Origin of the sequence: Mycobacterium pinniadriaticum, from assembly GCF_026242045.1 — a bacterium.
Lineage (GTDB): Bacteria > Actinomycetota > Actinomycetes > Mycobacteriales > Mycobacteriaceae > Mycobacterium > Mycobacterium pinniadriaticum.
The window spans coordinates 1-23192 of record NZ_JAPJDO010000024.1; the positions used below are offsets into that span (position 1 = coordinate 1).

A 23192-nucleotide genomic window follows, 5' to 3' on the forward strand; every position below is an offset into this window, starting at 1 on the left:
CAATCGTCTTGCCATCAATCTCGTTATGTGCCCGAACTCGAGCCATCACCGCCACCCCAGCAGGGGTTTCGGGCGGTCGGGCACATAACACCGCCGGGCACAGAAGTGCGATTATGTGGCGCGCCACATAATCGCACATCAGCACCGCGAAGACGCCGCCGAAGAACTCCCACGCCGCCTCACAGCCGGCGATGACCGCGGCCAGGGTCTGCGAGTAGGACAACCACACGAACATGTGCCGGGAGTACACCGCAGTGAAGATCAGCGCATGCACCTTGCGGCGGCGCCCATCGTCGGCGTCGGTGAGCATCCCCAGATAGCCGAAATCGACCTGGCACTCCACCCCGGGATCACCGTCAGCGACGCGTACCGTGAGGTCTTTGCGGCCGAAACCGCAACGCTGGCTGGCGAATCGGTGCAATGTCCGATACGGAACCACGCAACCCTGCCGCGCCAGCAGGGTGTGGATCTTGGTGATCGTCAACGGCCGCTGCCCCGGCGTGCCGGCCACCCACCCGGTGATCTGCTTCTCGAACCCCAGCAGTTGCTCCCACGCCGCCCCGTGCCCATCGGGGCGCACCGGACGCACCGCCTCGGCGACCATCCCGATCAACGCGTCATCGACCGCGCCCAGATCATCGTCGCGGCGCAGCCCGGCCGCCTGGGCGGCCTCGACGTAGCGACGCACCGTCTTACGGTCCAGGCCGCAATGCCCGGCGATCGTGCGGTACCCCGGCGATGGCAGCCCCGCCACCCCCAGCCACACCCGCAGCACTTCCCTGATCTCATTCACACTGACCTCCCGAAAAGCCATGTCCGCCGACCTCCGTGACTTGCGCTGTCACGGCGATCGAACGAACAAATGAAAAGACCACCGACGCGACGCGCCGGTGGTCCCATAACTGGCAATCCAGGTGGTCCCATCACCCTGGCAAAAATCAGGTCACACTGGTCCCATCCTCATGGCAGGCGACAATAGCGAAGTGGGTCCTGATCAGGACATATATGGAAGGCTGCACCGCAGCAAGGGCATATCATCCACGAGGATAAGTAGCCGCTTGACCCGCGAATTCTTCTGCCTGCTTCTTCCTGAGGGCAGTCCGGGACTCCACTGGCATAAAGCCCACGGACGCGCGGCTCACTGCAGTGGGCGGCCTGCTAGCCGAAACCAGCTTGTGGGATCCCCCCACATTGAGTCGTCGATCAGGTATGGGCGCAAGAGGTTTGCCTCATCGTCGCTGATTGTCCCGTCGAGAGCTTTGTTTGCAGCCCAGGCCCCAACACCAGCGACAAGGTCGGCAATCTGTACCCGTGGATCATGGCGTGAGTCTGTCTGCTCCAGGTCTGTTATCGGCACCGGAAGCGCCATGTTTGGCCACGCGACGCCGATCGTCTGGAGAAAGGCGCTCACCGCGGTTGGGGTAAGTGCAGCCTGCCGATCATGCACCAAATGTATGGGTGTTGAGTAGACCTCGTGCCACGCTCTGGCGGTTGCAGCGATGGACGGCCACAGCGGGTCAAGCGTTCCGAGAGCCGCACTGTCTGCGCGCAGGTCCGGGCGATAGTCCGCGAGATGCTCGCGTCCTTCCCACAGCTGGTCCATGACCGACGCCAGCGCACGTCGTCGGCGTCCGCGACGCAGATGTGAAATCGTTTCGACGAGTTCAGCTTGAGTAGTCTTACTGCCATTGCGCTGTGTACGACGTACAAACGACACGAAATCACCTAGCAGTTTCTGCCAAAGCTTCTCCCCGTACGCACCGGGACCTTCCCGGAACAGCGTCATTGCCATCGCTCTGGCCTCACCGTGGGTGTAGAGGTCGATCCCCCTGGCGTGGGCCGCTTCCTCGATCACCAGATCGATAACTTTGGCCGCAATCATGAACGGCTTGTCTATGACGACCACTTTCGCCCGGCCTGGCAACGGCCCCGTGGGCGCAAACAATTCCAACAGCTTCTTTCTGCGGCCTTCCGCTTTCAACAGACTCGCTGATTTGAGCTCGTATCCGCCGAACCTCACGGCCCCTCTCAACCCGTCGACGATGCGAGCAGCGTCATCTGCATCTAGATCGGTGCTGCCGTGTGCAAAAACCCGAGCCTCACCTTTGGCTAGATTCTCGCCGTCTGAACCAGATTCGTCGCAAACGATCACCGCCGCCGGTTGATTCACTTCTTCAGTGTCCCTTCAGGCCCACCTTGATACCGATCAACTTGTGTAATTCCAACCGATCGGTAACGCTCTGCACACTGATCGCGAGGAGATCAGCTGCAGCTTGGCGGTTGACGATATTGACAATGACCTCGCGCCGTTCGGGCGAATCGTGCAGTAAGCGGGCAACGACGGCCTCGCCGGCGGCGCGAACACAGCCGATAACAACCAACTATGTTGGACGCGGTGAGGCCCTCGGCGATTATCGACCGCGATCACCGCACCGGTGCGCTCGCGCCATCCGCCTCAGGTCGGGGTTTCTCAATGCTGTACCAGCTTGGCTACTTTCCACGACGTAAGTCGATCTCGTGTTGGATTTCGCGGTCAATCGCGATCGTGAACGGCTCCAGCTGGTCCTCGAACCCAGAAACGGCTAGCTCGATGTCGTCGAACTGGCGCAAGGCGTCTTGCCCCAAGGGCACGCGAGCGATCGCGACCGCGCGGCGCTTCCAGCCAGCAATCACCTTCTCCGTCACTGGAATTGGACGGGTCCAGAAGTCCTCGGGAACCGTCGGAGGTTCATCGCTCATCGGCATCAGTTGGATCGAGCGAAGCGCGGTCGGTCTATCCGGGTACCCGAGGTGGTCGATGAACTCATCAAGGTTTGTCTCAAGTAGATCGATGCGCGCATCTAAGTGAGCAGCGAGCGTGGACGAAATGCCGTTGTGGTCCAGCCGGTAGCGCGCGAGAAGCTGATCGGCCACTGCGTCGCCCATCGCCTTCTCGTTAGTCAGGAACCCGGTAAGAGTTTCTGGTAACCGGCCGCCAAAAACCTCGACGACCACCGCCGGTGGGGTCGCGATCTCCATGACCGTGTACTTCTGGTGCTTCAGCAGCTGACAGCACAGGTAAAAGTAGATTTCGGTGGCCGGACCGAGTACGTCGTTGCGGACGACGTCTTGGTGATAGGCCGCGTTGCGGTAACGGTGTAGGGCATTTAGGCAGCCCGCAAGTTCCGTGCCGAGCTCACAATCGGGTCGGGAGAAGACAAACCGGACCAGATCGGAGAAGTTCTGGCGGATCTTTTTCCGCGTCTTCTCTGATACTCCATTCGCGCTTAGCTCCTCAAACAGTGCGTCTGCCTTGCTGTCCTCGTTGGGCGAGTACCCGTGGCGTTCCATATTCTTCAGTAAGTTGCGATGCACGTCAGCCCAGACAAGCGCTTCTTGAGCTTGTCGCGACAGCATCGTCTCGGCGGCGTTGTCGAGGAGCAGCAGAGCCAAACGTCCGTGAGCAACATCATTGAAATCGGCTAGACGGCGGGCCTCGACCAGCTGAACCACTATGCGCTCCAGGCCATCGACGCTGATTGGTACACCTCCCCTATCGGTCCCGAATGTCATTGGCCACACCGTCGATCGTCCGACTAACAGTATCGAAATACGGGCAATCGGCACACCGCCGGCGCGACCGTCACTAGGTTGCCTCGGCCGCCCATGTGAACTCATCGAATGACGCTGATCCGATAGGAACATGGCCCGGCACAAAGCTGACCTTCAAGTTGAAGTCGTCGACACTGACGATGGTGACGGGCTGCCCGCCGCAGAAGATCTTTTCTCCCGAGGCCGGTCTAGCTGCCGCGAGTGCGCGCTTCCGCTGTTCGGCGTCAGCCCACGCCTCGTGCGGATGGTTGAACGTTGGTTTCACAGGTACTTCCCTGCGGTCTGGCTCGAACATTTCACCGAGCTGGTGCCGTTCAAAATGCGCCGAACTCCAACCCGTGGCAAACTTAGCTTGCCTCTGAATTCCCGGAATCGTAGCTGAATAGAAGTTTTCGGGTGAAATACCTGCACTTCTATAGCAAATCTATAGTTGCGTGAGATACAACGCCCTCATGCCTGAGTGAGCGACTTCTCGCCGTCGTCATTGGCAGAAGCTCTGCGCGTCACGGGGAGCGCGCTCTTGAGCATGCGCCGGCATCGATCACGCCATGATTGCCGCGCCGATAACTAGATGATCTAGACAATTTCCAATCTCGATGGCGGATCCGCCAGAATCCGCCATGGAAAATTGGAACCTACAACAAGGGCCGATTCCTGCCAGTCGCCGCTCAGTTCCTGCCACTGGAATTATTTCCCTGACCTCGCGGTTTACCTCTTTGTAATGAGCAGAGCACGAAGAGAAAGCGCATCAACATGACCAAGTTCGCGATCGCGACCCTGCTGGGTTCCGCGATGAGCGGGCTCGTCATCGGACTGGCCGCCCCGGCGACCGCCACCCCTAGCGGGTCCGGTGACACCCGCAACACCACGTTCGACTCGCTGGGATACACGGTCAACAGCGACAAGCTCGGCACGGTCGACGCCGTCCAGCGCGACTAGTCCGGGCGCGACGGCGCCCGACGGCGCACCAAAGGGCACCCCGGCAAGGGGTGCCCTTTGGTGTCTCCGGGTTCCTCGGGCGAGCAGAATGTAGCCATGGCCGGACAACCCCCCGTGGGGCGCGTCGCGCTGGCGCTCGGTAGCGGCGGCGCGCGGGGGTATGCGCACATCGGCGTCATCGACGAACTCCACAGCCGCGGCTACGACATCGTCGGTATCGCCGGCTCGTCGATGGGCGCCTTGGTCGGCGGCCTGCACGCCGCCGGATCGCTCACCGAATTCTCGGACTGGGCCAAGACTTTGACGCAACGGGCGGTGTTGCGCCTGCTCGACCCGTCGATCACCGCCGCCGGCGTGCTGCGCGCCGAGAAGATTCTCGACACTGTGCGCGACATGCTGGGCGAGGCCACCATCGAAGGCTTGCCGATCCCGTTCACCGCGGTGGCCACCGACCTGATCGCGGGCAAATCGGTGTGGCTGCAGCGCGGTCCGGTTGATGCGGCGATCAGGGCTTCGATCGCCATCCCCGGCGTCATCGCCCCCCACGTGCTCGACGGCAGGTTGCTGGCCGACGGCGGGATTCTCGATCCGCTGCCCATGGCACCGATATCCGCGGTCAACGCCGATATGACGATCGCGGTCAGTCTGTCCGGCCCGGCACCCGACGACGGCGAGGACACTCCGGCCGACCCGGAGGCCCGCGCCAGCACCGAATGGCTCGGCAGGCTGCTGCGCAGCACGTCGGGATTGCTGGACACGAATGCGGCGCGCACCATCCTGGACACGCCCGCGGCCAGGTCGATGCTGAGCCGGTTCGGTACCGGATCGGACTCCGATGACACCGCCGAGGACCCGGAGCCGATCCCCAAGCTGGGCAGCTTCGCGGTGATGAACCGCACCATCGACATCGCGCAGGCCGCCCTCGCCCGCCATCAGATGGCGGCCTACCCGCCCGACCTGCTGATCGAGGTACCCCGAAGCGCCTGCCGCAGCTTGGAGTTCCACCGCGCCGCCGAGGTGATCGACCTCGGCCGCGAGCTTGCCGCCAAGGCCTTGGACGGCTACCGCAACGCTCTCAGTTCAGAAACTCCGTGACCGCGGCGGCGATCCGCCGGCCCTGGTCACGTCCGGCCAGCGCCGACGGGACCCGGCACCGCGGGTCGAGCGGGTTGCGGCCGAACGCCGCCAGCGACGCGTCGTCGGCGAAGACGGCGAGGGTACGCGCGCCGAATCCCGCGATCTCGGCCGCGGTGCCGCTGCTGAACGGCGACGGCGCCGTTTCACTGGCGGGCACGAGTACCACGGCTGTGGCGCAGTCGGCGGCCACGGCGGTATGAACCGAACTGCTGACACCGCCGTCCATGTAGCGCCGGTCGCCGATGGTCACCGGCGGCCAGGTCCCCGGTACCGCACAGCTGGCAGCCACCGCGTCGACCAGTTCCACCCCCGACGACGAATCGAACACGACCAGTTCCCCGGTGGCGGTGTCGATCGCGGTGATCCGCAGATCTCGGGCGGGCCAGTCATGCGAGGGCAGGCGCCCTTCGATGACCTTCCTGCGGACCGGCTCGGCGACGGTCGGCGTGGTCAGCGCGACGGCCCCGATGCGCTGCAACTTCTCTCGCAGTTCACCGGGCTGCGACACCGCGGTCAGAAACAGCTCGGCGATCGAATCGATGTCGACGCCGGAGTCGATTTCGGCGGACGTGTCGCCGGCCTGGCGTTCGAAGAGCTCCTCCAGCGACATCGGACCGCTGATCTGTGCGGCCACGGTCGAGCCCGCCGACGTGCCGACCAGCACATCGGAGTCGAGCAGCGCCCGCGCCGTCTGTGGGGCTTCGTCCGCGATCCCACGCAGGACGCCGGTCTCCCAGCCGATCCCGGCGATGCCGCCGCCGGCCAGGATCAGGGCTCGTTTCGTCGTCACAGCGTGCGAGTCTGCCAGCCGTACCGGAAGTGCTTACCGCCGAGGGTCGTTCATACCGACCCGGCGTAAGCCCGGGCCACCCGGGTGACGAACTGATACACACCGTCCTCGTCGGGAGCCAGCGGCCCCGGTCGGGCATGCGGCGAACTCAGGCCGCGTTGCACCGATTCACAGGCCGCCCAGTCCTGCCGGTTGGTCAGATCCCAGAAATCCACCGCGTAGGACGGATCGAAATCCGGTTTGTCCAAAGCCTCTTTCGGAAACGCCCAGGCGCACTCCACGTAGGTGCGATCGACGGCCGTCGGCGTCATCAGATGGGTCATCACGTAGTCGGGGTGCAGGCTCACCAGCAGGTTGGGGAATCCCACCAGATACATCACGGTGCGAAGTTCCTGCTCGGACAGGCCTTTGATCACCACGCCACCGCTGCGCCCGCTCAGCGACATCGTCTCGGCTTCGTCGATCATGGCCATCCAGCCGCCCATCCAGTCGCCGGGCAGGTCGATGTTCTCGCCGCTGGTGGGTGGACTGATCTTGGACAGCTCGGGGTGGATCGTCGCGCAGTGGTAGCACTCCTGGTAGTTCTCGACGATCACTTTCCAGTTGGTCTCCAGCTCGTAGGAGTGCCGCGCCACCACGGCCAGATCCTCTGGGCGATAGGGCCCGACGACGTCTTCCAATCCGGCCACATGCGAATCGAAATCCACGTCGGCGCCGCTTGGGTCGACGAACAGGTAGCCGTGCCAATTCACCAATCGCAGCTCGGTCAAGCCGAACTGGCCGGGTTGGAAACTTTCCGCGCCGTCGAACCCGGGCGCCTTGCGCAATTCGCCGTTGAGCTTGTACGACCAGGAGTGGTACGGGCAGACGATGCCGCGCCGTTTGGCGGTGGCGCCGCAGGGCAGCATCTCGTGGCCGCGGTGGCGGCACACATTGGCGAAGGCGCGTACCTGGTCGTCGTCGCCACGCACCAGCAGAATTCCGTCCGCGCCCGACCCGACGGCCTTCTGCGCGCCGACACCGTCCAGGTCACCCGCGTGGCCGACACAGTGCCAGCCGGAGAAGATGTTGTGCTGTTCCCACTCGAAGACAGCCGGGTCGGTATACGCCTCGCGCGGCAGCATCCGGGACTGCCCGAACGGCGCGAGAGCGGCGGCGAGATCGTCGGCGGGCACCGGCGCCGGAGTCTGTTTGAACATACAGTCAGACTAGTCGCCGGACCGGTACCGGTCCAGAGATGAGGGCCGATCAGGTCTCGCCGGCGAAAGCCGCGATTCCGCCACCGGCGGTGTCGTCGCCACGAGTCATCCGGCGGTACACCAGGTATCCCACGGTCACCGCGATCAACGCGGCCAACAGCAGCAAGGTGGCCAGGGCGTTCAGCGCCGGCGTGGGCGCGGCACGGGCGGTGTTGTAGATCTTGACCGAGACCGGTTCGGTCGAGGAGTTGCCGGACAGGTAACGCACCAGGACGAAGTCGTCGATCACATCGGCGAACACCAGCACTGTGCTGGCGAAGATCGCCGGAACCAGCATCGGCACCGTCACCCGCCGCAACGCTTCCATCGGCGAAGCACCCAAATCCATTGCGGCTTCCTCGTATTGGGTACCGATCGTGGCGAGTCGGGCACGCACCAGTACGGCCGGATAGGCGATCTGGAAGGTGACCAGCCCGATCACCTGCGCGGACGTGCCCAGCCCGATCGGCAATGTCAGCGAGGTCATCACGAACAGCAGCGCGACGGCCAGAAGGACCTCGGGGACCACGAACGACACCAGCATCAGCAGGTTGGCGCCCGCGGGCAGTCGCCCTCGCCAGCGATCGATACCGATGGCGAACAACACCCCGAGTGGCACCGTGATCACCGTGGTGATCAGGCCGAGCTTCAGCGTCTGCAGCAACGCGGTGTGCAGCGAGGCGTCGTGCCAGACCGATCTCGTGGCATCCCCCCAATACCAGCGAAACGAGAAACCCTGCCAGTTGGTCCGCGACTTGCCGTCGTTGAACGAGAAGATGACCGCGATCAGCACGGGCAGCAGCGACCACGCCAGATAGCCGACCGTGACCGCCATCAGGATCCGAGGCGGCCGCCACGGGTCCCGCCACCAGGTCAGAGGCCCCCTCATGTGGACACCTCGCCCCCGCGCGCGGTCGCCCGCACGTAGTAGAACATCGGCAACACCGTGGCGATCAGCACCAGCATCACGAATGCGCCCGCCTGCCCGGTCTGTCCCGGTGACTGCACGCTGTCGTTGATCAGGTTGCCGACCATCGCCGTCTTCGGCGAGGCCGACAGCATGTCGGAGGTGAAGTAGTCCCCCAGCATCGGCAGGCAGGTCAGCAGCACGGCAGCCACGATCGTAGGCCGGCACATCGGCAGGGTCACCCGCCAGAACGACCCGAATCGGTTGGCTCCCAGGTCTCTGGCCGCCTCGATTGTCGACTGCGGGAGCCGGTCGAGACCGGCGTACATCGGCAGGATCATGTACGGCACATAGCCGTACACCAGGCCGAGCACCACTACCACGGGTTGGCCGGTCAGCCAGTGCACGTGGACTGAGAAGAGGCCGCCCAGGCTGAAGAGGCGGTTGACCATGCCGTCGTCCTGAAGCAGGTTGACCCAGGCCAGCATTCGCATCATGTAACTGATCCAGAACGGTGCGATCAGAGCCGTCAGCAGCACCCCGGCCCATCGGCCCGCGAGCCGCGCGGTGTAGTAGGCGACCGGGAACGCAATGAGCAGACACAGCAGGCTGGCGAGCAGGACGTAGACCGCCGTACGCAGCAGCGCCGGGCCGAATACGCCGTTGGTTCCGACGATGTGGATCAGGACATAGTTGAACTGAGAAGGGTTCCACTCCAACGGGTTCCACACCGGGATCGGTGTGCGGAAGATGGGGTCCACCCGACCGAAGACAATGGCCAGAACGACGTAGAGCGGGGCCAGGAAGAACAACGCCAGCCAGATGACGCCGGGCATCGCCAGCAGGGGCCACAGCCCGCTGTTACGTTTCCGCTTCGGCAGCGGTTTGGCTGGGGCGCCCGCCTCGGCGAGGGTCACCTCGCTCAGGATCCCCCGGCCTTGAAGGCACGCCAAACATTGTGCCAAGCAGCATCATTGGCGGGATCGAGCTCGAGCAGACGGTAGCCGACGTCGAAGTACTCGGGCCGCACGATCGCGGTCTTGAGGTTCTCCGGGATGAACCCGTCGGACACCAGGGTGTCGGGATTGATCGAGTTCTGCGGTGGCTGGTAACCGATCGCCGAGAAGTTCTGCTTGGCGACCTCGGGATCGAGCATGTGGTTGATGAACAGGTGCGCCAGCACCGGGTTCTTGCCGCCACGCAGCGCCACCATCAGGTCATTGTCCACCAGTCCCTTGCCGTCGGCGGGGAACCAGTAGCGCAGGATGTCCACGTCGACGCCCTCCGGCAGGTAGCTCTGGGCGTTGATGATGTCGCCGGACCACATCTGGGACAACCCGATCTGGCCGGCGGGCAGGTCGCTGTACATGGTGATGGTGACTTTGGGTGAGGTCGCCTCCACCAGTGCGGTCAGCTGGTCGCCGAGCTTCTTCAGATCGTCGGCCGACGACGTGTTCACATCGGTGATGCCCATCTTCAGCAGCACCATGGCCATGGCGGTGTGCCAGTCGTCGATGACCGCCGTCTTGTTCTTGTAGGCCGGATCCCACAACGACTCGTAGGGGTTCTTCAACGCACCGATGTCAGCGGACACCTGGTCGATACGCCAGCCGATGCCGGTGGTGTAGACCGTGTAGGGAACCGTGTACTGCCAGCCCTCGTCGTACCACGGGTTGGTGAAGACCGGCCAGACGTTCTTGATGTTGGGGATGTAGCTGTGGTTGAGCGGGCGCAGCAGCCCCCCGGTCACCAACCGGCCGATCTGGTCATAGCTGGGGAAGAAGATGTCGTAGTCGACGTTGCCACCACGGATCTTGGTCAGGCCCTCGTCGGTGTCGTTGAACGTCGAGATCTGCACCTTGACGCCGTACTTGTCCTCGAAGGACTTGACCGCCTCGGGCGCCATGTAGTCGGCGTAGCTGTACAGCTGCAGCGTGGCGCCCTTCTCCGGCTCCAGGCCGTCGGCGATCGCCTGATTGTCGCTCGGGATGTCCCATTTCACCGGGTTCTGCGGTGAGGCGATCCTCAGGGTCGGCGCCGAAGTCGACTGGTCCCCTTTCGAGCACGCGTCGAGAAATGCCACCAGGGCCGGGGTTCCGGCGGCCAGCAGGGCGGCCCGCTGGAGGAACTGTCGCCGATTCGGGCCGGGTCCTTGTGATGCTGGCATCCGCGCCTCCGTGGTCTCGGGCTTTCCGAAGTCTTGATAGCTCCTTGGACTCTGACATAGACTGAATGCTCAGTCAATAGATGCCGGAGCGCTTCTTCGCAGGTCCGCACGGCAATCGAGTGGAGGTTTCCCCGGTGGCTTCGTCGATTATCGAGAGCCCGGTGTACGACGCGGTCGACCAGTTGATCGCCGAAGAAGAGAAGGTGTTCCTGGCACGCCAGCCGCGCAGCACCGAAATGATCGCTCGCGCAAGCGAACATCTCGCCGGCGGAGCAACATCGAACTGGCAGATCGCCCAGCCGCAGGCCGTGTGGATGAGCCACGGGGCCGGTTCGAAGGTTTACGACGTCGACGGCAACGAGTACGTCGACATGCACGGCGGCTACGGCGCCTCGATCGCCGGCCATGCCCACCCGGCCATCGTCGAGGCGGTCAGCAGGCAGGTGCGCCGCGGCACGCACTTCGCCCAGCCCACCGAGGACGCGATCTGGATCGCCGGCGAACTCGCCCACCGGTTCGATTTGCCGTTGTGGCGCTTCGCCAATTCCGGCACCGAGGCCACCATGGATGCCGTGCACCTGGCCCGGTCGGTCACCGGCCGCGATCTCATCATCAAGGTCGAGGGCTGCTATCACGGCCATCACGACTCCGTGGAAGTCTCCGTGCTGCCCGAGGCCGATCAGGTCGGCCCCCGCGAGCACCCGATCGGGGTGCCGGGCAACAGCGGTATCCCGGCCGCCATCCGCGACCTGGTCGTCGTCGTCGGATTCAACGACCCCGACGCGGTGGCCCGCGCCCTGGCCGAGCATCGCGGGCGAGTGGCCGCCATGATCGTGGAGCCGGTGATGATGAATGCCGGCATCATTCCGCCCGATGAGGGCTATCTGGCCACTATCCGCGATCTGGTGCACGCGCAGGGAGCTCTGCTGATCTACGACGAGGTCAAGACCGGCTTCACTACCGGACCCGGCGGTGTCACCGCGGCGTCCGGCGTGATTCCCGATATCGTCTGCCTGGCAAAAGCTTTGGGCGGCGGGATCTCGGTCGCAGCGATCGGCGGCACCGTGGCCGTGATGTCGGCCATCGCCGACGGCCGCTACGAACAGGTCGGCACCTTCAACGGCAATCCGCTGGCGATGGCCGCCACCAGGGCCACGCTGTCCGAGGTACTGACACCGGCCGCCTACGCGCGCATGGGTTCTCTGGCCGCCCGGCTTCGCGGTGCTTTGGAAGCGACAACGGCCAAACACGGTTACGGTTGGCATGTGGTCAGCGTCGGAGCCAAGGGTTGCGTGACGTTCAAACGCGAGCCGGTCCACGATTTCCGCGACTTCCTGCAGATCGACGATCGGTTGGGCCACTTGCATTGGCTCATGCAGCACAACGGCGGGGTATTTCTGCCGCCTTGGGGCAAGGTGGAGCAATGGTTGCTATCCGTTCAGCACGACGAGGCCGACGTCGACCGGTTCGCCGCGAACTTCGCCCGGCTCGCCGATGCGGTGGCGGCCTGACCCTCGGCCAGGACCTCCTCCGGTGACCGGCGGCGCGATCCGGCTGCACCAGCTGGCGAAATCATTCGAGGGCGTACCCGCGGTCACCGGTATCGACCTGGACATCCCAGCGGGACAGTTCTATTCGCTTCTCGGCGCATCCGGCTGCGGTAAGACCACCACCTTGCGGATGATCGCCGGTTTCGAGAAGCCCGACTCGGGACGCATCGAACTCGACGGTCGCGATGTCGCGCAGGACCCGCCGCACAAACGTCCGGTCAACACCGTATTCCAGACCTATGCCCTGTTCCCGTTCATGACCGTATGGGACAACATCGCATTCGGTCTGCGTTACCAGAAGACCTCGAAGGACGAAACCAAGCGCCGGGTCGGCGAAGCGCTCGAACTGGTCCGGATGAGCGGCTACGCCAAGCGTCGGCCCACCCAACTCTCCGGCGGTCAGCAGCAGCGGGTCGCGCTGGCCCGTGCGCTGGTGCTGCAGCCGCGAGTACTTCTGCTCGACGAGCCACTCGGCGCGCTTGATGCCAAGCTGCGCAGACAACTTCAGCTCGAACTGCGCGCCGTGCAGCGCGAGGTCGAGATCACCTTCGTCTACGTCACCCACGACCAGGACGAAGCGCTGACGATGAGCGACCAGATCGCCGTGCTGGCCGAGGGACGCGTCGAACAGGTCGGCCCCCCGCAGGAGATCTATTCCGCCCCGGCGACCACCTACGTAGCCGGGTTCCTCGGTGCGGCAAATATTTTCGATGCCGAGGTGCTGGAAAGTGACGGCGGATCGGCGCTGTGCTCGGCGCTGGCGACCCGGCTGGGCGCGGAGGTGGACAGTTCGTGCCGTCGCGGCCCGGCCGCCATCGTCATCCGGCCGGAACGGATCGCCCTGCAGTCCCCCGATGAGCCCGTCTCACCCGGGCACAACGCGATCAGCGGCACCGTGGCACAGGTCGTCTACCACGGCGCGACGACCCAGGTTCACGTCGAGGTAGGCGAACCCACCAGACTCGTGGTCGACGTACCCAATCAATCCGGTCCGGGTTCGGCAGCCTTCGGGGCCGGGATGGCGGTCACCTGCGTGTGTACCCGCGACGCGGTGCGGGTGCTGGCCAGAAGCGCCGCGGCCGTCGGTGACCCCTCGGCGGCCGAACAGGCCCCCAGTCCGGTCGGGGCCCTCAGCGCCCCCTGAGCCTGCCGGCTCAGCGCGACCGGCGGCCCTTGCCCGCCGCCGCCAGCGCTCGCTTGCCCCGCGGCAGATCCAGCTCCCGCTCGGCGAACCGCATGGCGATCTCGTAGGCCACCTTCGAGTCGACCTCCGGATCCTCCAGCGCGACCTGAATCGACAAGCCATCCAGTAGCGCCGAGAACTCCAGGGCGAACATCCGCGCGTCGACATCGGAGGACAGCTCGGCCGACTCGACCGTCTCGACGATCATCCGCCGCCAGCGCGCGTCGAGCTCGACCCGGCCCGCCTTGACCTCATCGTGGCGGAAGGCCTGCGCCCACAGGTCGAACCACAGTCCCCACGCACCGGGAATCTCGTACTCGGCGTCGGGAACGCAGGTCCACTGAATCAGCAGTGATAGCCGGTCTCGCAACGAGGACACCTCGGACAGCATCTGTTCGGCCGCCTCGTAGAAGGATTCCTCGGAATATCGCAGCGCGTCGACCAGCAGCCGGTCGCGGGTGCCGAAGTAGTAGATGACCAACGCCGAGCTGACCCCGGCCCGTTTGGCGACGTCGGCGATCCTGGTCTCGGAGAATCCGCGTTCGCAAATGAGCTCCGCTGCGGCACGCAACATCTGGATGCGGCGCGCCTCGTTGTTCTCGGTCGCGGGTGCGGGATCTGCCATCGTGTCGTACTCCCCTCACTGGGTGCCTGCGCTGGCACTTGTTGAAAGCCTAACACTTGGTTAGATTGAACAGTCAGTCAAAGATGCCCGCGCGGGCGGACGAGAGTGGAGCGCCATGTCGAACACCTACGACGCCATCGTCATCGGCGGCGGACACAACGGACTGGTCTCGGCCGCCTATCTCGCTCGCTCCGGCGCCAGAACCGTGGTGCTGGAGTCGCGGGGTTCGCTCGGCGGCGCGGCCACCACGGAAGCACCGTGGGAGGAAGCGCCGCACCTGCGGGTAACCCGGCTGTCGTACGTCATGAGCCTGATGCCGCCGACCATCGTGTCCGACCTCAGCCTGGAACGACACGGCTACAAGGTGCACCCGATGGGTCCCTACTACCAAGCCTTCCCCGAGGGCGGGTCGCTGACCATCTACGAGGACGACCCCGCGCGCACGCACGAGGAACTGAGCAAATGGTCCAAGCGCGACGCCGATGCCTGGCCCAAGTGGAATGCCTGGCTGGAAGGTATCGCCGACGTGATGGGCCCGCTGCTCACCCAGGTGCCGCCCAACATCGGTTCACGGCGCCCATCCGATCTGCTCGACCTGGCCAAGCTGGCCTGGGGCCAGCGCGGTCTGACCGTACGCAAGACCGGAGACATCACCCGGCTGCTGACCATGAGCATCGCCGACCTGCTCGACGACTGGTTCGAATCACCGCAAATCAAGGGCGCGCTGGCCGTCAACGGTGTGATCGGGACCTGGGCCGGCCCCTGCGAGCCGGGCACCGCCTACGTGATGGCGCACCATTCGATCGGCGATGTCGGCGACGGTCAGCTCGGCAGTTGGGGCTATCCCGAGGGCGGCATGGGCGCGGTGTCGGAGGCCATCGCCCGCTCGGCCCGCAGTTTCGGCGCCGAGATCCGCACCAAGGCCCGGGTATCGCAGATGCTGGTGCGCGGCGGCCGCATCGAGGGCGTGGTCCTCGACAACGGCGACGAGATCCGTGCACCGGTGGTGGTCACCACGCTGCATCCACGCACCGCGTTCCTGGACCAGACCCCACGCCACGAGTTGCCCGGCGACTTCATCGAAGACATCGAACACTGGAAGACCCGCAGTGGCGTGGTCAAGATCAACCTGGCTTTGGGCGAGTTGCCGAATTTCACGGCCAACCCGAGCACGGGTATCGCCGAGCATCACACGGGTTCGGTGGAGATGGCCCCGACCATCGACTATATCGAGGCAGCGTTCCAGGACGCGCGCGCGGGCCGGCCGGCGCTGGCACCGTTCAGCGACGGAGTCATCCCGACCACCCTGGACAAGACGCTGAATCCCGATGGCACACACATCATGTCGCTGTTCACCCAGTGGGTGCCGGCGGAGTGGGCCAGCGAGCCGCACACCGAGGAATTGGACGCCTACGCCGACCGGCTGATCGATCTGTACGACCAGGTGGCGCCCGGATTCAAGGGGTCCATACTGCACCGCGACATCGTCGGACCGCACGAGATGGCGGAGGAATACGGCCTGATCGGCGGAAACATCTTCCACGGTGAACTGTCCCTGGAGCAGCTGTTCCACATGCGCCCCGCGCCTGGCTTCGCCGACTACCGCACGCCGATCGCAGGTCTGTACAACGGCAGCTCGGCCACCCATGCCGGCGGCGGGGTGTGCGGCATCCCCGGCTGGCAGGCCGCCAAGGCCGCGCTGGCCGACAAGAAGCGCGGCGAACGGCGGCTGCTCACGAAGCTGGGCAGACGCTCCTGACTCCCACCGCGGTCGCCGCCATGCTCGGCGCGCGTTCGGTGGCACTCGTCGGGGCCAGCCCGCGGCCGGGCAGTTTCGGGGAGCGGATGATCATCGAGGCGCGCCGCAGCTCGGCACGCATGCACCTGGTGAACCCTCGCTACGACAGTATCGACGGCACCGCGTGCGCCCCGTCGCTGGCCGCACTCGACGAACCGGTGGATCTGGTCCTGCTCGGCGTTCCCGACGCCGCACTGCTCGACGAGCTGAAGTCCGCGGCGGATATCGGTGCGCGATCCGCGGTCATCTTCGGCTCCGCACACGGCGCCACCCTGCGCCAGGCGGTCACCGAGACCGCGGCCGCGGCGGGGATGGCGGTCTGCGGTGCGGGCTGCATGGGCTTCGTCAACAATGCCACCGGCCTGCGGGCCCTGGGCTACCTCGAGCCCGATCCCCTACCATCGGGCGGGGTTTCGCTTGTGACGCACTCGGGTTCGGCATTCTCCACCATCCTGCGCGGCGGCCGCGGCTTCGGGATCCGGTTGGCGGTCTCGTCTGGTCAGGAACTGGTCACCGACACCGCCGACTACGTCGACTACATCACCGAAGACCCCGACACCACACTGATCGCACTGCTGCTGGAGACCCCTCGCTCGATCGGTCGGCTGCGGGCCGGCCTGCGCCGCGCGGCGCAGCGCGACATCCCGGTGGTGGTCCTGCCGGTCGGACACTCGCCGCGCGGGCGCGCCATGGTCGCCGCGCACTCCGGCGCGCTGGCCGGCGATACCGCCGGCTGGCGGGCGTTCTGTGCCGACACCGGCGCCATCCGGGTCTCGGACATGGCCGAACTCGTCGACACCATCGAGCTCTTCGAGTCCGGCCGACGCCGCAAGGCCGGCTCGACGGGAATCGCCACAGTGCACGATTCCGGTGCCGAACGCGCCCTGTGCGCCGACATCGCCCACGATCTCGCGGTCGACTTCGCCGCACTCGCCGACCCGACGCTGGCCGCCATCGGCGAGCTGCTCGATGAGGGACTGGTGCCGGGCAACCCGCTCGACGTGTGGGGTACCGGCGCCGACACCCGCGAGTTGTTCGGCGGCTGCCTGCAAGCCGTCGTCAACGACCCGGCGGTGGCGGTGACCGCGCTGGCCGTGGATCTGGTCACCGAGTTCGACGACGACACCGCCTACGCCGACGCGGTGCTCGATGTCGCGGCCACCTCCCCAGCTCCGTTGGCCGTCCTGACGTCGGTGCCATCGGCCATCGACCCGGACACCGCAAAACGGCTGCGCAACAACGGCATCCCGGTGCTCGAGGGCACCCGGAGCGGCATCGCCGCGCTGGGCCATCTGGCCTGCTGGCCACTACCGATGCGGCACGAAGTCCCCCAGCTCGACGCCCAGCGCGCGCAGCGCTGGGCCGCGAACATGGCCGAGCCGGGCTGGGATGCTCCCCGCGCCTTCACCCTGCTCGCCGACTACGGCATCCCGGTGACCCGATCGTGCCCCGCCCACGACGTCACCGCGGCGCTGGCCGCCGCGGTGACCGTCGGATATCCGGTGGCACTGAAAACGCTTGGTGCCGCGCACAAGAGCGATGTCGCCGGGGTCGTCCTGGACATCACTGATCCCGGATCACTGCGCCGGGCCTACGAAGACATGGCGGGCCGGCTGGGGTCCGATGTCAGCATCGATGCGATGGCCCCTGCGGGCGTGGAGATCTCGCTGGGCGCTGTGCGTGACGACAACTTCGGCCCGCTGGTCGTGGTGGCCGCCGGCGGCACACTGGTGGAGCTGCTGGCCGATCGCGCGGTCGCCTACCCGCCGATCAGCCGGGAGACCGCGCTGGCGCTGCTGCGGTCGTTGCGGACCGCTCCGCTGCTGGCGGGCTGGCGTGGCGCGCCGCCAGTCGACATGGACGCGCTGGCTGATGTCGTCGTCGGATTCTCGCAGTTGGCAATCGAACTCGGTGAACACATCGAGGCGGTCGAGGCCAACCCGGTCATCGCGTCGGCCACCGGGGTGGTGGCGGTCGACGCGCTGGTGATCCCGCGTCAGAAGATGGCGTAGGCCTTGCGGAGGGTTTCGTGGATCACCCAGGTCCCGGTCCAGCCGACCGGGAACACGGCCAGATCACCGGCACCCACGTCGCTGGGCTCGCCCCCGTCCGGGGTGACGGTCATCCGCCCGGACACCACGTAGATCACTTCGTTCTCGTCCAACGTCCACCGCGACGGGCCGGGCGCGCACTGCCAGATCCCGGCCGACGTGGCGCCGTCGACCCAGACCTCGAGCCCGTGCGTCGCCATCGGTTCCGCGGTGGCCTGCTCCAGCGGGCCCCAGTCCTCGAGTTCGGCGTGAGCCGCGTTGGCCAGGACGGTAGTCAGCACTGTTGTGGTCACGGCAGAACCTTTCGTTGTCAGGTGTGTTCGGGGAACGGCAGGGAAATCGGTTCGGGCTCAAGACGACTGTTGCCGTCGGCATCGAACCGGTCCAGCCCGAGATCGGTGAGGTCGAGCCAGTCGCATGCGCCGGTGAGGGTCAGGTCGGCGGCGGCCTCGGCCACTGCGGGACCCCACATCATGCCGTGCCCTGCCGGGCTGGCCACCACGGTGCCGTCCACCGGACCGTCGTCGGTCAGCAGCGGGCCCAGGATCGGCAGATGGTCGTTCGTGTAGTCGATCGTGGCCGCCCAGGTGCGCCGCAGCCCCAGTCCGCGCACCGCCGGGAACAACGACTCGATCCGGGCGAGCGCCTTCTGGTAGTAGATCCAGTCGAACTCGCTTGCCTCGCCCGGCAGTTCGTCGGGGTTGCTCATCCCCCACAGAACTCCGCCGTAATCCCCTGGGCGCCAATAAATTCCGTCACTCACGTCGAACACCATCGGCAGTTCGTCGATGTTCGCCTCGCGCAGCGGTTCGGTGACCACCACCTGGTGCCGGGTTCCACCTGCCGGGATGCGGCCGCCGGCCACGGCCCCGACATCGCCGAGAAGCGGGCCCCCGGTCAGCACCACCCGGTCGGTGTCGATGGGGCCGTCGGCGGTGTCGACACCGATCACGCGTCCGCTGGTGACCCGCAGACCGGTGAAGGCGCAGCGTTCGCGGACATCGACGCGGTGTGCGGTGAGCGCCGCCGCATAGGCCAGTACGTTGCGCGGGGCGTTGATGTACCCGTCGCCCGGCGCATACGAGCCGCCCGCGGTCACCCCGGGTGCCAGACCGGTGTCGCGGTCGTCTATGTCGGAGGCCGACAGCCATTCCACGGTCAGCCCGAGCCGCCGCTGCAGCGCGATCCGCTCGTGAGCCTGGTGCACCTCGGCGTCGGTGAAGCACGGCATCAGATACCCCTGCGCGACGAATCCGCAGTCCAGCGGGTAGCGATCCGCACTGGCGGAGTAGAACTCCTGACTGCGCACGCCGAGACGGATGGCGGTCTCGGTGCCGCCTTGCGCGCGAACCATGCCCGCGGCGCGGCTGCTCGCCCCGTCACCCAGTGTTTGGGCTTCGAGCAGCACGACGTGGCCGGCCCCGCGTTCGGCGAGCTGGACCGCCGTCCACGCCCCCACGGTGCCGCCACCGACCACCACGACGTCCGCGCTATGACTGCTGGTCATACCTCAAGACCGTGACATAGACTGAACGATCAGTCAATAGCTTCCAGCGAGCGGAGAGCGCGGCACATGTACGGGTTGACAGCGCAAGACCTACGGATCCGGGACACCGCCCGCGAGTTCGTCGAGACTCTGATCCCCTACGAGGCCGAGGCCGAACTGGCCGGCGGCCAGCTGCCCAAGGAGCTGACCGCCGAGCACCATGCGAAGGCCGTCGAGCTGGGCCTGTACGCGACCAACATGCCGGCGTCGGTGGGTGGTCCGGGATTCACTGCGCTGCAACAGGTTCTGGTACAGGAACAGGTCGGCCGGGTCACCAACGCGATCGCCTGGGTGATGCATACGCCGCCGCAGTGGTGGGCGGAGGTGGCCACCGACTATCAGAAGCAGCGCTGGCTGCTGCCGGCGGTACGCGGCGAAAAGCATGAGGCCTATGCCATCACCGAGGAGTTCGCCGGCTCGGACGTGTCGGCGCTGGAGACCACCGCGCGCCGCGAGGGTGACGAGTACGTCATCAACGGGATCAAGTGGCACGTCACGTCCTTCAACCTGGCTGAGTACCTGTTCGTGCAGGCGGTTCTGGTCGGTGGCCCGCACGAGGGTGATCACGTTCTGCTGGTCGTGGACCTGCCGTGGCCCGGAGTCGACGTCGTGCGGACCCCGCATTACTCGCACAACATTCCCGACGAGCATCCGATCGTGTCGTTCACCGATGTGCGGGTGCCGGTCAGCCATCTCGTCGGCGCGGAAGGCGAGGGCATGACGTTCACGCAGGACTGGTTCCGCTTCGAACGGATCATGGTGGCCTCCCGCTGCGTGGGCGCCGCCCAGCGCCTGGTCGACGAGATGACCGCGTTTGCGAAAGATCGCATCGTCGACGGTAAGCCACTCGGTGAGCACCAACTGGTCGCCGGCATGCTCGCCGACAGCGCCACCGAATTGTTCGCCGCCCGTAGCCTGCTCTACGAGGTGGCCCGCGGTATCGACGCCGGCCTGGATCGCAAGGCACTGCACGGCCAGGCCTCGATGGCCAAACTGTACTGCTCGGAGATGGCCGGGCGGGTCGCCGACCGGGCGGTGCAGATTTTCGGCGGCCGGGGCTACATGCGCGAGAACGTCGCCGAGCGGATGTTCCGCGAGTTGCGGGTCGAGCGAATCTGGGAGGGCGCCAGCGAGATTCAGCGCATCATCATCGGCCGTCAGCTGATGTTGCGCGGGCCCGCGGCGGTACTCGACCCCCGCTGAATCACTGGGTTACCGCGGAATCGTTGGCCGCACCGCCGAGGTCTTGGCGGCGCAGCTGATGGCGGGGTGGGGCCGGAAACGCCAGCCGCCGCGTTATGTTCAGGTCGGCGTCGACGTGCACCAGCTCGCCGGGATCCAGTAGGCGCCAGCCGGGGTCGTCGTCCATCGGCTCGCTGGCGAACACCACCGACCCCCGATCCTGAAGGTGCTCGCTGCGGGCGTGGATCCGGTGGGTGCGCAGATCGAATGCCCCCGCGCCACCCCGGCGGTGGAGAAGGTACAGCTCGTGGGTGTCCGGATAGCGCAGCGCCCACATGTCGGTGGCGGTGCTCAACAGGATGTTGACCGCGTAAACGGGTAGGTTGTCCGCCACCCACTCGACGGCGTCGACCAACCCCGCCGTCACGTCACCCCGCGCGGCGACGCTCGCGGTGATCAACGCGAAGATCCGTTCGGAGTCGGTCTGCCCCTTGACCAATCCGGATGCTCCGAGCGAATCCAGCCGCTCACCCAGCAGGTCGAGCCCGTGGACCACCCCGTTGTGGGCGAACAGCCGCCCGTCCTGCAAGAAGGGGTGGGTGTTGCGGACATCGAGTGATCCGGTCGTGGCGTAGCGGACGTGAGCCAGAAAAGTAGTACCAGTCATTTCGTGTGCCTCGCAGGCGAATTCACGATCCTGCCAGGCAGCCATCGGTTGTTTGCGAAGTTCGGGGCGACCCTGCGCGTCGAACACGCCGAGCCCCGTCCCGTCCGGGTTCCGCCGACTTTGAACGGCCAGGTTGTCGGGGGCGTCGAGCAACCAGAAGGTCGCGGTCACCACCTCGCGACCGGCATGGAGGCCGAACAGCCGACACACGCCGCTAACCCAGTACGTGGTCCGACAGGGTTTCCAGCGCCTGCTTGGCGTAGCCGCGCCAGATTCGGGCGAAGACCGGGAGAGCCGGGGCGCTCAATGCCGACTTCGGGTACAGGGTCCAGCGCCAGGTCACCTTGGTTCCGGTGCCATGCGGACTGAATTCCCACCGGCCCTCGATGTGATCGATCAGGGGCGCCATCGCACCCCTGACGTCGCTGAGGGTGTAGCCGAAGGCGTCCGGCGCATCCACCCGGGTCAGTGTCTCGCGCATGCCGCCGCCGCCGGCCAGCGCGATGGTGCGGGTTTCGCCGACGGTGGACCAGTCGCCGGTCTGGTCGTGTACGGCCTTGATCGGCGGGATGGGTCCGTACCAGCGGTTGAACAGTGCGGGTAGCGGCATCGGCAGTGTCTTGGCGAACGCATCCGATACCGTCACCGGAATCGCGCGGGACTGCTCGACGACGACGGGGTGTGCCATATCCGGAGATATTAGTCAGCGCGACAACTGCGGGACGGCGCGTCCGGTGATCAGCGGAAGGTCGAAGAAGTCGGCGACGCCCGGCTCCGCGGCGCACGTCGCCGGAATGGCGTTGACGCAGTGCGCGGCCGTGGCCACCACACCGGGGTTGCTCAGCAACCCCTCCTCGACGCTTTCCGGCTGCCAGCCCTTGACCGTGACGAACGTGTTCGGATTCCCCCGAACCTCCATCTCGTAGCGCTCCCCCGCCGGACCGAAAGACCAGGCGGGGTCCAGGTTTTCCTCACCCATCAGCCAGTTCACGGTGATGCGCACGACGATGTTGTCGGTCACCACGGCATCCCAGTGGAATCGCCGCCCGGCGACCTGGCCGGGCTCGATCACCCCCATCGGTGAGTCGATCGGCGCGGTCGCCACCGCGATCTCCTGGGAGGTATAGATCTGGGATTCGGCGGCGAACCCCAGATGGTCGACGATCAGCCGAACCGATTGGAAGAAGCCGCCGTTGAGCAGCTTCTGCATGGGCCCGGTCAGCGCGCTCTCCGGTGTGCCGCCGAACCCCATCACGTGGCGCAGCACGTCGGGCGCTCCGTAGGTGCGCAGATCGGAGAACTCCTCGGCACGCACGTAGGTGATTCCGGTGGACATCACCGACAGCAGCAGGGGGAACAGTTCGGTGGCCGCGCCCGGGCCGATGCCGGCTCCGTGGAGGGTGACGTTGCCCTCGCGGGCCGCGGCCTCCAGCGGGGCGGCCTCCGATTCACTCGGGTAGAACCAGCCCACCGGGCTCACCACGTTCTTACCCGAACGCAGCAGTGCGGTCACCTCGTCGAGATTGGGTAGCAGCGGCGCATAGATCACCGCGTCGGCATCCAGGGCGAGGATGTCGTCGAGGCTGTTGGTGGCCGTCACCCCCAGCGGTTCGGTGCCGATGATCTCGCCGACGTCCTTACCGGCCTTGTCCTTGGAATGCACCCAGCACCCCGCGAGTTCGAGTTCAGGATGTTCCAGCACACCCTTGATCGCCGCCACCCCGACCGAGCCGGTTGCCCATTGAACGACCCGCAACGCCATTGCTGCACCTCCGGCAAAACTAGAACGTGTTACAAACACATGTACACGACCGTCTCCCC

General features: G+C 65.9%; 21 protein-coding genes and 1 pseudogene. 7 read left to right on the top strand and 15 right to left on the bottom strand.

Annotated elements, in window-relative coordinates; translation table 11 throughout:
- From ORI27_RS22240 to ORI27_RS22255, 4 genes and pseudogenes are all read right to left on the bottom strand, one after another.
- Positions 1-814 (bottom strand): annotated as a pseudogene (locus ORI27_RS22240) (hypothetical protein); the annotation flags it as partial.
- A gap of 324 nt (positions 815-1138) precedes the next feature.
- Positions 1139-2170, bottom strand: a complete 1032-nt coding sequence (locus tag ORI27_RS22245) for a DUF3800 domain-containing protein (protein ID WP_265999229.1) — start codon at positions 2168-2170, stop codon at positions 1139-1141.
- A 4-nt stretch (positions 2171-2174) separates the two neighbouring features.
- Positions 2175-2381 (bottom strand): hypothetical protein, encoded by a 207-nt coding sequence (locus ORI27_RS22250; protein ID WP_265999230.1) that lies wholly within the window; start codon positions 2379-2381, stop codon positions 2175-2177.
- A gap of 109 nt (positions 2382-2490) precedes the next feature.
- Positions 2491-3552 carry a hypothetical protein gene (locus ORI27_RS22255; protein WP_265999231.1) on the bottom strand — a complete coding sequence of 354 codons (1062 nt, stop codon included), beginning with the start codon at positions 3550-3552 and terminating at the stop codon, positions 2491-2493.
- A 792-nt stretch (positions 3553-4344) separates the two neighbouring features.
- Here ORI27_RS22255 and ORI27_RS22260 point away from each other — a divergent pair.
- Both ORI27_RS22260 and ORI27_RS22265 read left to right on the top strand, forming a co-directional pair.
- On the top strand, positions 4345-4530 hold the full coding sequence (locus ORI27_RS22260) for a hypothetical protein (protein WP_265999233.1): 186 nt from the start codon (positions 4345-4347) through the stop codon (positions 4528-4530).
- Between the two features lie 96 nt (positions 4531-4626).
- Complete coding sequence (locus tag ORI27_RS22265; RefSeq protein ID WP_265999234.1) at positions 4627-5625, top strand: patatin-like phospholipase family protein; 999 nt, start codon at positions 4627-4629, stop codon at positions 5623-5625.
- Here the strand turns inward: ORI27_RS22265 and ORI27_RS22270 are convergent.
- From ORI27_RS22270 to ORI27_RS22290, 5 genes are read right to left on the bottom strand one after another with little or no spacing between them, the layout of a single operon-like run.
- On the bottom strand, positions 5606-6457 hold the full coding sequence (locus ORI27_RS22270) for a patatin-like phospholipase family protein (RefSeq protein ID WP_265999235.1): 852 nt from the start codon (positions 6455-6457) through the stop codon (positions 5606-5608). The genes ORI27_RS22265 and ORI27_RS22270 overlap by 20 nt on opposite strands.
- A 50-nt stretch (positions 6458-6507) precedes the next feature.
- Positions 6508-7656: an aromatic ring-hydroxylating oxygenase subunit alpha gene (locus ORI27_RS22275; RefSeq protein ID WP_265999236.1), complete on the bottom strand. Its 1149-nt coding sequence runs from the start codon at positions 7654-7656 to the stop codon at positions 6508-6510.
- A gap of 49 nt (positions 7657-7705) precedes the next feature.
- Positions 7706-8584 carry an ABC transporter permease gene (locus ORI27_RS22280; protein ID WP_265999238.1) on the bottom strand — a complete coding sequence of 293 codons (879 nt, stop codon included), beginning with the start codon at positions 8582-8584 and terminating at the stop codon, positions 7706-7708.
- Positions 8581-9519 (bottom strand): ABC transporter permease, encoded by a 939-nt coding sequence (locus ORI27_RS22285; RefSeq protein WP_265999239.1) that lies wholly within the window; start codon positions 9517-9519, stop codon positions 8581-8583. The genes ORI27_RS22280 and ORI27_RS22285 overlap by 4 nt, the downstream gene beginning before the upstream one ends.
- 5 nt (positions 9520-9524) lie before the next feature.
- Entirely contained in the window at positions 9525-10769 is a 1245-nt protein-coding gene (locus ORI27_RS22290) for a polyamine ABC transporter substrate-binding protein (RefSeq protein ID WP_265999240.1), read from the bottom strand.
- Between the two features lie 134 nt (positions 10770-10903).
- On the opposite strand from ORI27_RS22290, the gene ORI27_RS22295 reads away from it, so the two are divergent.
- Together ORI27_RS22295 and ORI27_RS22300 are read left to right on the top strand one after the other, a co-directional pair.
- Positions 10904-12280: an aspartate aminotransferase family protein gene (locus tag ORI27_RS22295; protein WP_265999241.1), complete on the top strand. Its 1377-nt coding sequence runs from the start codon at positions 10904-10906 to the stop codon at positions 12278-12280.
- A gap of 22 nt (positions 12281-12302) precedes the next feature.
- Positions 12303-13463 carry an ABC transporter ATP-binding protein gene (locus ORI27_RS22300; RefSeq protein WP_265999242.1) on the top strand — a complete coding sequence of 387 codons (1161 nt, stop codon included), beginning with the start codon at positions 12303-12305 and terminating at the stop codon, positions 13461-13463.
- Positions 13464-13473: 10 nt separating this feature from the next.
- Here the strand turns inward: ORI27_RS22300 and ORI27_RS22305 are convergent, their stop codons facing one another.
- On the bottom strand, positions 13474-14127 hold the full coding sequence (locus ORI27_RS22305; RefSeq protein ID WP_265999243.1) for a TetR/AcrR family transcriptional regulator: 654 nt from the start codon (positions 14125-14127) through the stop codon (positions 13474-13476).
- A gap of 115 nt (positions 14128-14242) precedes the next feature.
- Here ORI27_RS22305 and ORI27_RS22310 point away from each other — a divergent pair, with 115 nt between their 5' ends.
- Complete coding sequence (locus tag ORI27_RS22310) at positions 14243-15886, top strand: phytoene desaturase family protein (protein WP_265999244.1); 1644 nt, start codon at positions 14243-14245, stop codon at positions 15884-15886.
- 20 nt (positions 15887-15906) lie between these two features.
- Positions 15907-17937: an acetate--CoA ligase family protein gene (locus tag ORI27_RS22315; RefSeq protein WP_265999245.1), complete on the top strand. Its 2031-nt coding sequence runs from the start codon at positions 15907-15909 to the stop codon at positions 17935-17937.
- On the opposite strand, the gene ORI27_RS22320 is transcribed toward ORI27_RS22315, so the two are convergent.
- Both ORI27_RS22320 and ORI27_RS22325 read right to left on the bottom strand, forming a co-directional pair.
- Positions 17922-18269 (bottom strand): cupin domain-containing protein, encoded by a 348-nt coding sequence (locus ORI27_RS22320; protein WP_265999246.1) that lies wholly within the window; start codon positions 18267-18269, stop codon positions 17922-17924. The genes ORI27_RS22315 and ORI27_RS22320 overlap by 16 nt on opposite strands.
- Positions 18270-18286: 17 nt before the next feature.
- Positions 18287-19483 (bottom strand): NAD(P)/FAD-dependent oxidoreductase, encoded by a 1197-nt coding sequence (locus ORI27_RS22325; protein WP_265999247.1) that lies wholly within the window; start codon positions 19481-19483, stop codon positions 18287-18289.
- A 66-nt stretch (positions 19484-19549) separates the two neighbouring features.
- On the opposite strand from ORI27_RS22325, the gene ORI27_RS22330 reads away from it, so the two are divergent.
- Positions 19550-20725, top strand: coding sequence for an acyl-CoA dehydrogenase family protein (locus ORI27_RS22330; RefSeq protein WP_265999248.1), 1176 nt, complete (start codon positions 19550-19552; stop codon positions 20723-20725).
- 1 nt (position 20726) lies between these two features.
- Here ORI27_RS22330 and ORI27_RS22335 read toward each other — a convergent pair whose 3' ends face one another.
- The 3 genes from ORI27_RS22335 to ORI27_RS22345 are packed head-to-tail and all read right to left on the bottom strand — an operon-like array spanning position 20727 to position 23133.
- Entirely contained in the window at positions 20727-21581 is an 855-nt protein-coding gene (locus tag ORI27_RS22335; RefSeq protein ID WP_265999249.1) for a class II glutamine amidotransferase, read from the bottom strand.
- A 4-nt stretch (positions 21582-21585) separates the two neighbouring features.
- A complete protein-coding gene (locus ORI27_RS22340; protein WP_265999250.1) occupies positions 21586-22059 on the bottom strand; it encodes an SRPBCC family protein in 474 nt (157 codons plus the stop codon).
- Positions 22060-22074: 15 nt separating this feature from the next.
- Positions 22075-23133 (bottom strand): NAD(P)H-dependent amine dehydrogenase family protein, encoded by a 1059-nt coding sequence (locus ORI27_RS22345; protein WP_265999251.1) that lies wholly within the window; start codon positions 23131-23133, stop codon positions 22075-22077.
- Positions 23134-23192 lie beyond the last annotated feature (59 nt).

Coding starts and splice junctions, on each gene's coding strand:
- ORI27_RS22310 (WP_265999244.1), top strand. CDS start 14,243: ATGTCGAACACCTACGACGCCATCGTCATCGGCGGCGGACACAACGGA.
- ORI27_RS22280 (WP_265999238.1), bottom strand. CDS start 8,584: ATGAGGGGGCCTCTGACCTGGTGGCGGGACCCGTGGCGGCCGCCTCGG.
- ORI27_RS22345 (WP_265999251.1), bottom strand. CDS start 23,133: ATGGCGTTGCGGGTCGTTCAATGGGCAACCGGCTCGGTCGGGGTGGCG.
- ORI27_RS22325 (WP_265999247.1), bottom strand. CDS start 19,483: ATGACCAGCAGTCATAGCGCGGACGTCGTGGTGGTCGGTGGCGGCACC.
- ORI27_RS22315 (WP_265999245.1), top strand. CDS start 15,907: ATGCTCGGCGCGCGTTCGGTGGCACTCGTCGGGGCCAGCCCGCGGCCG.
- ORI27_RS22275 (WP_265999236.1), bottom strand. CDS start 7,656: ATGTTCAAACAGACTCCGGCGCCGGTGCCCGCCGACGATCTCGCCGCC.
- ORI27_RS22290 (WP_265999240.1), bottom strand. CDS start 10,769: ATGCCAGCATCACAAGGACCCGGCCCGAATCGGCGACAGTTCCTCCAG.
- ORI27_RS22340 (WP_265999250.1), bottom strand. CDS start 22,059: ATGGCACACCCCGTCGTCGTCGAGCAGTCCCGCGCGATTCCGGTGACG.
- ORI27_RS22330 (WP_265999248.1), top strand. CDS start 19,550: ATGTACGGGTTGACAGCGCAAGACCTACGGATCCGGGACACCGCCCGC.
- ORI27_RS22260 (WP_265999233.1), top strand. CDS start 4,345: ATGACCAAGTTCGCGATCGCGACCCTGCTGGGTTCCGCGATGAGCGGG.
- ORI27_RS22255 (WP_265999231.1), bottom strand. CDS start 3,552: ATGACATTCGGGACCGATAGGGGAGGTGTACCAATCAGCGTCGATGGC.
- ORI27_RS22265 (WP_265999234.1), top strand. CDS start 4,627: ATGGCCGGACAACCCCCCGTGGGGCGCGTCGCGCTGGCGCTCGGTAGC.
- ORI27_RS22305 (WP_265999243.1), bottom strand. CDS start 14,127: ATGGCAGATCCCGCACCCGCGACCGAGAACAACGAGGCGCGCCGCATC.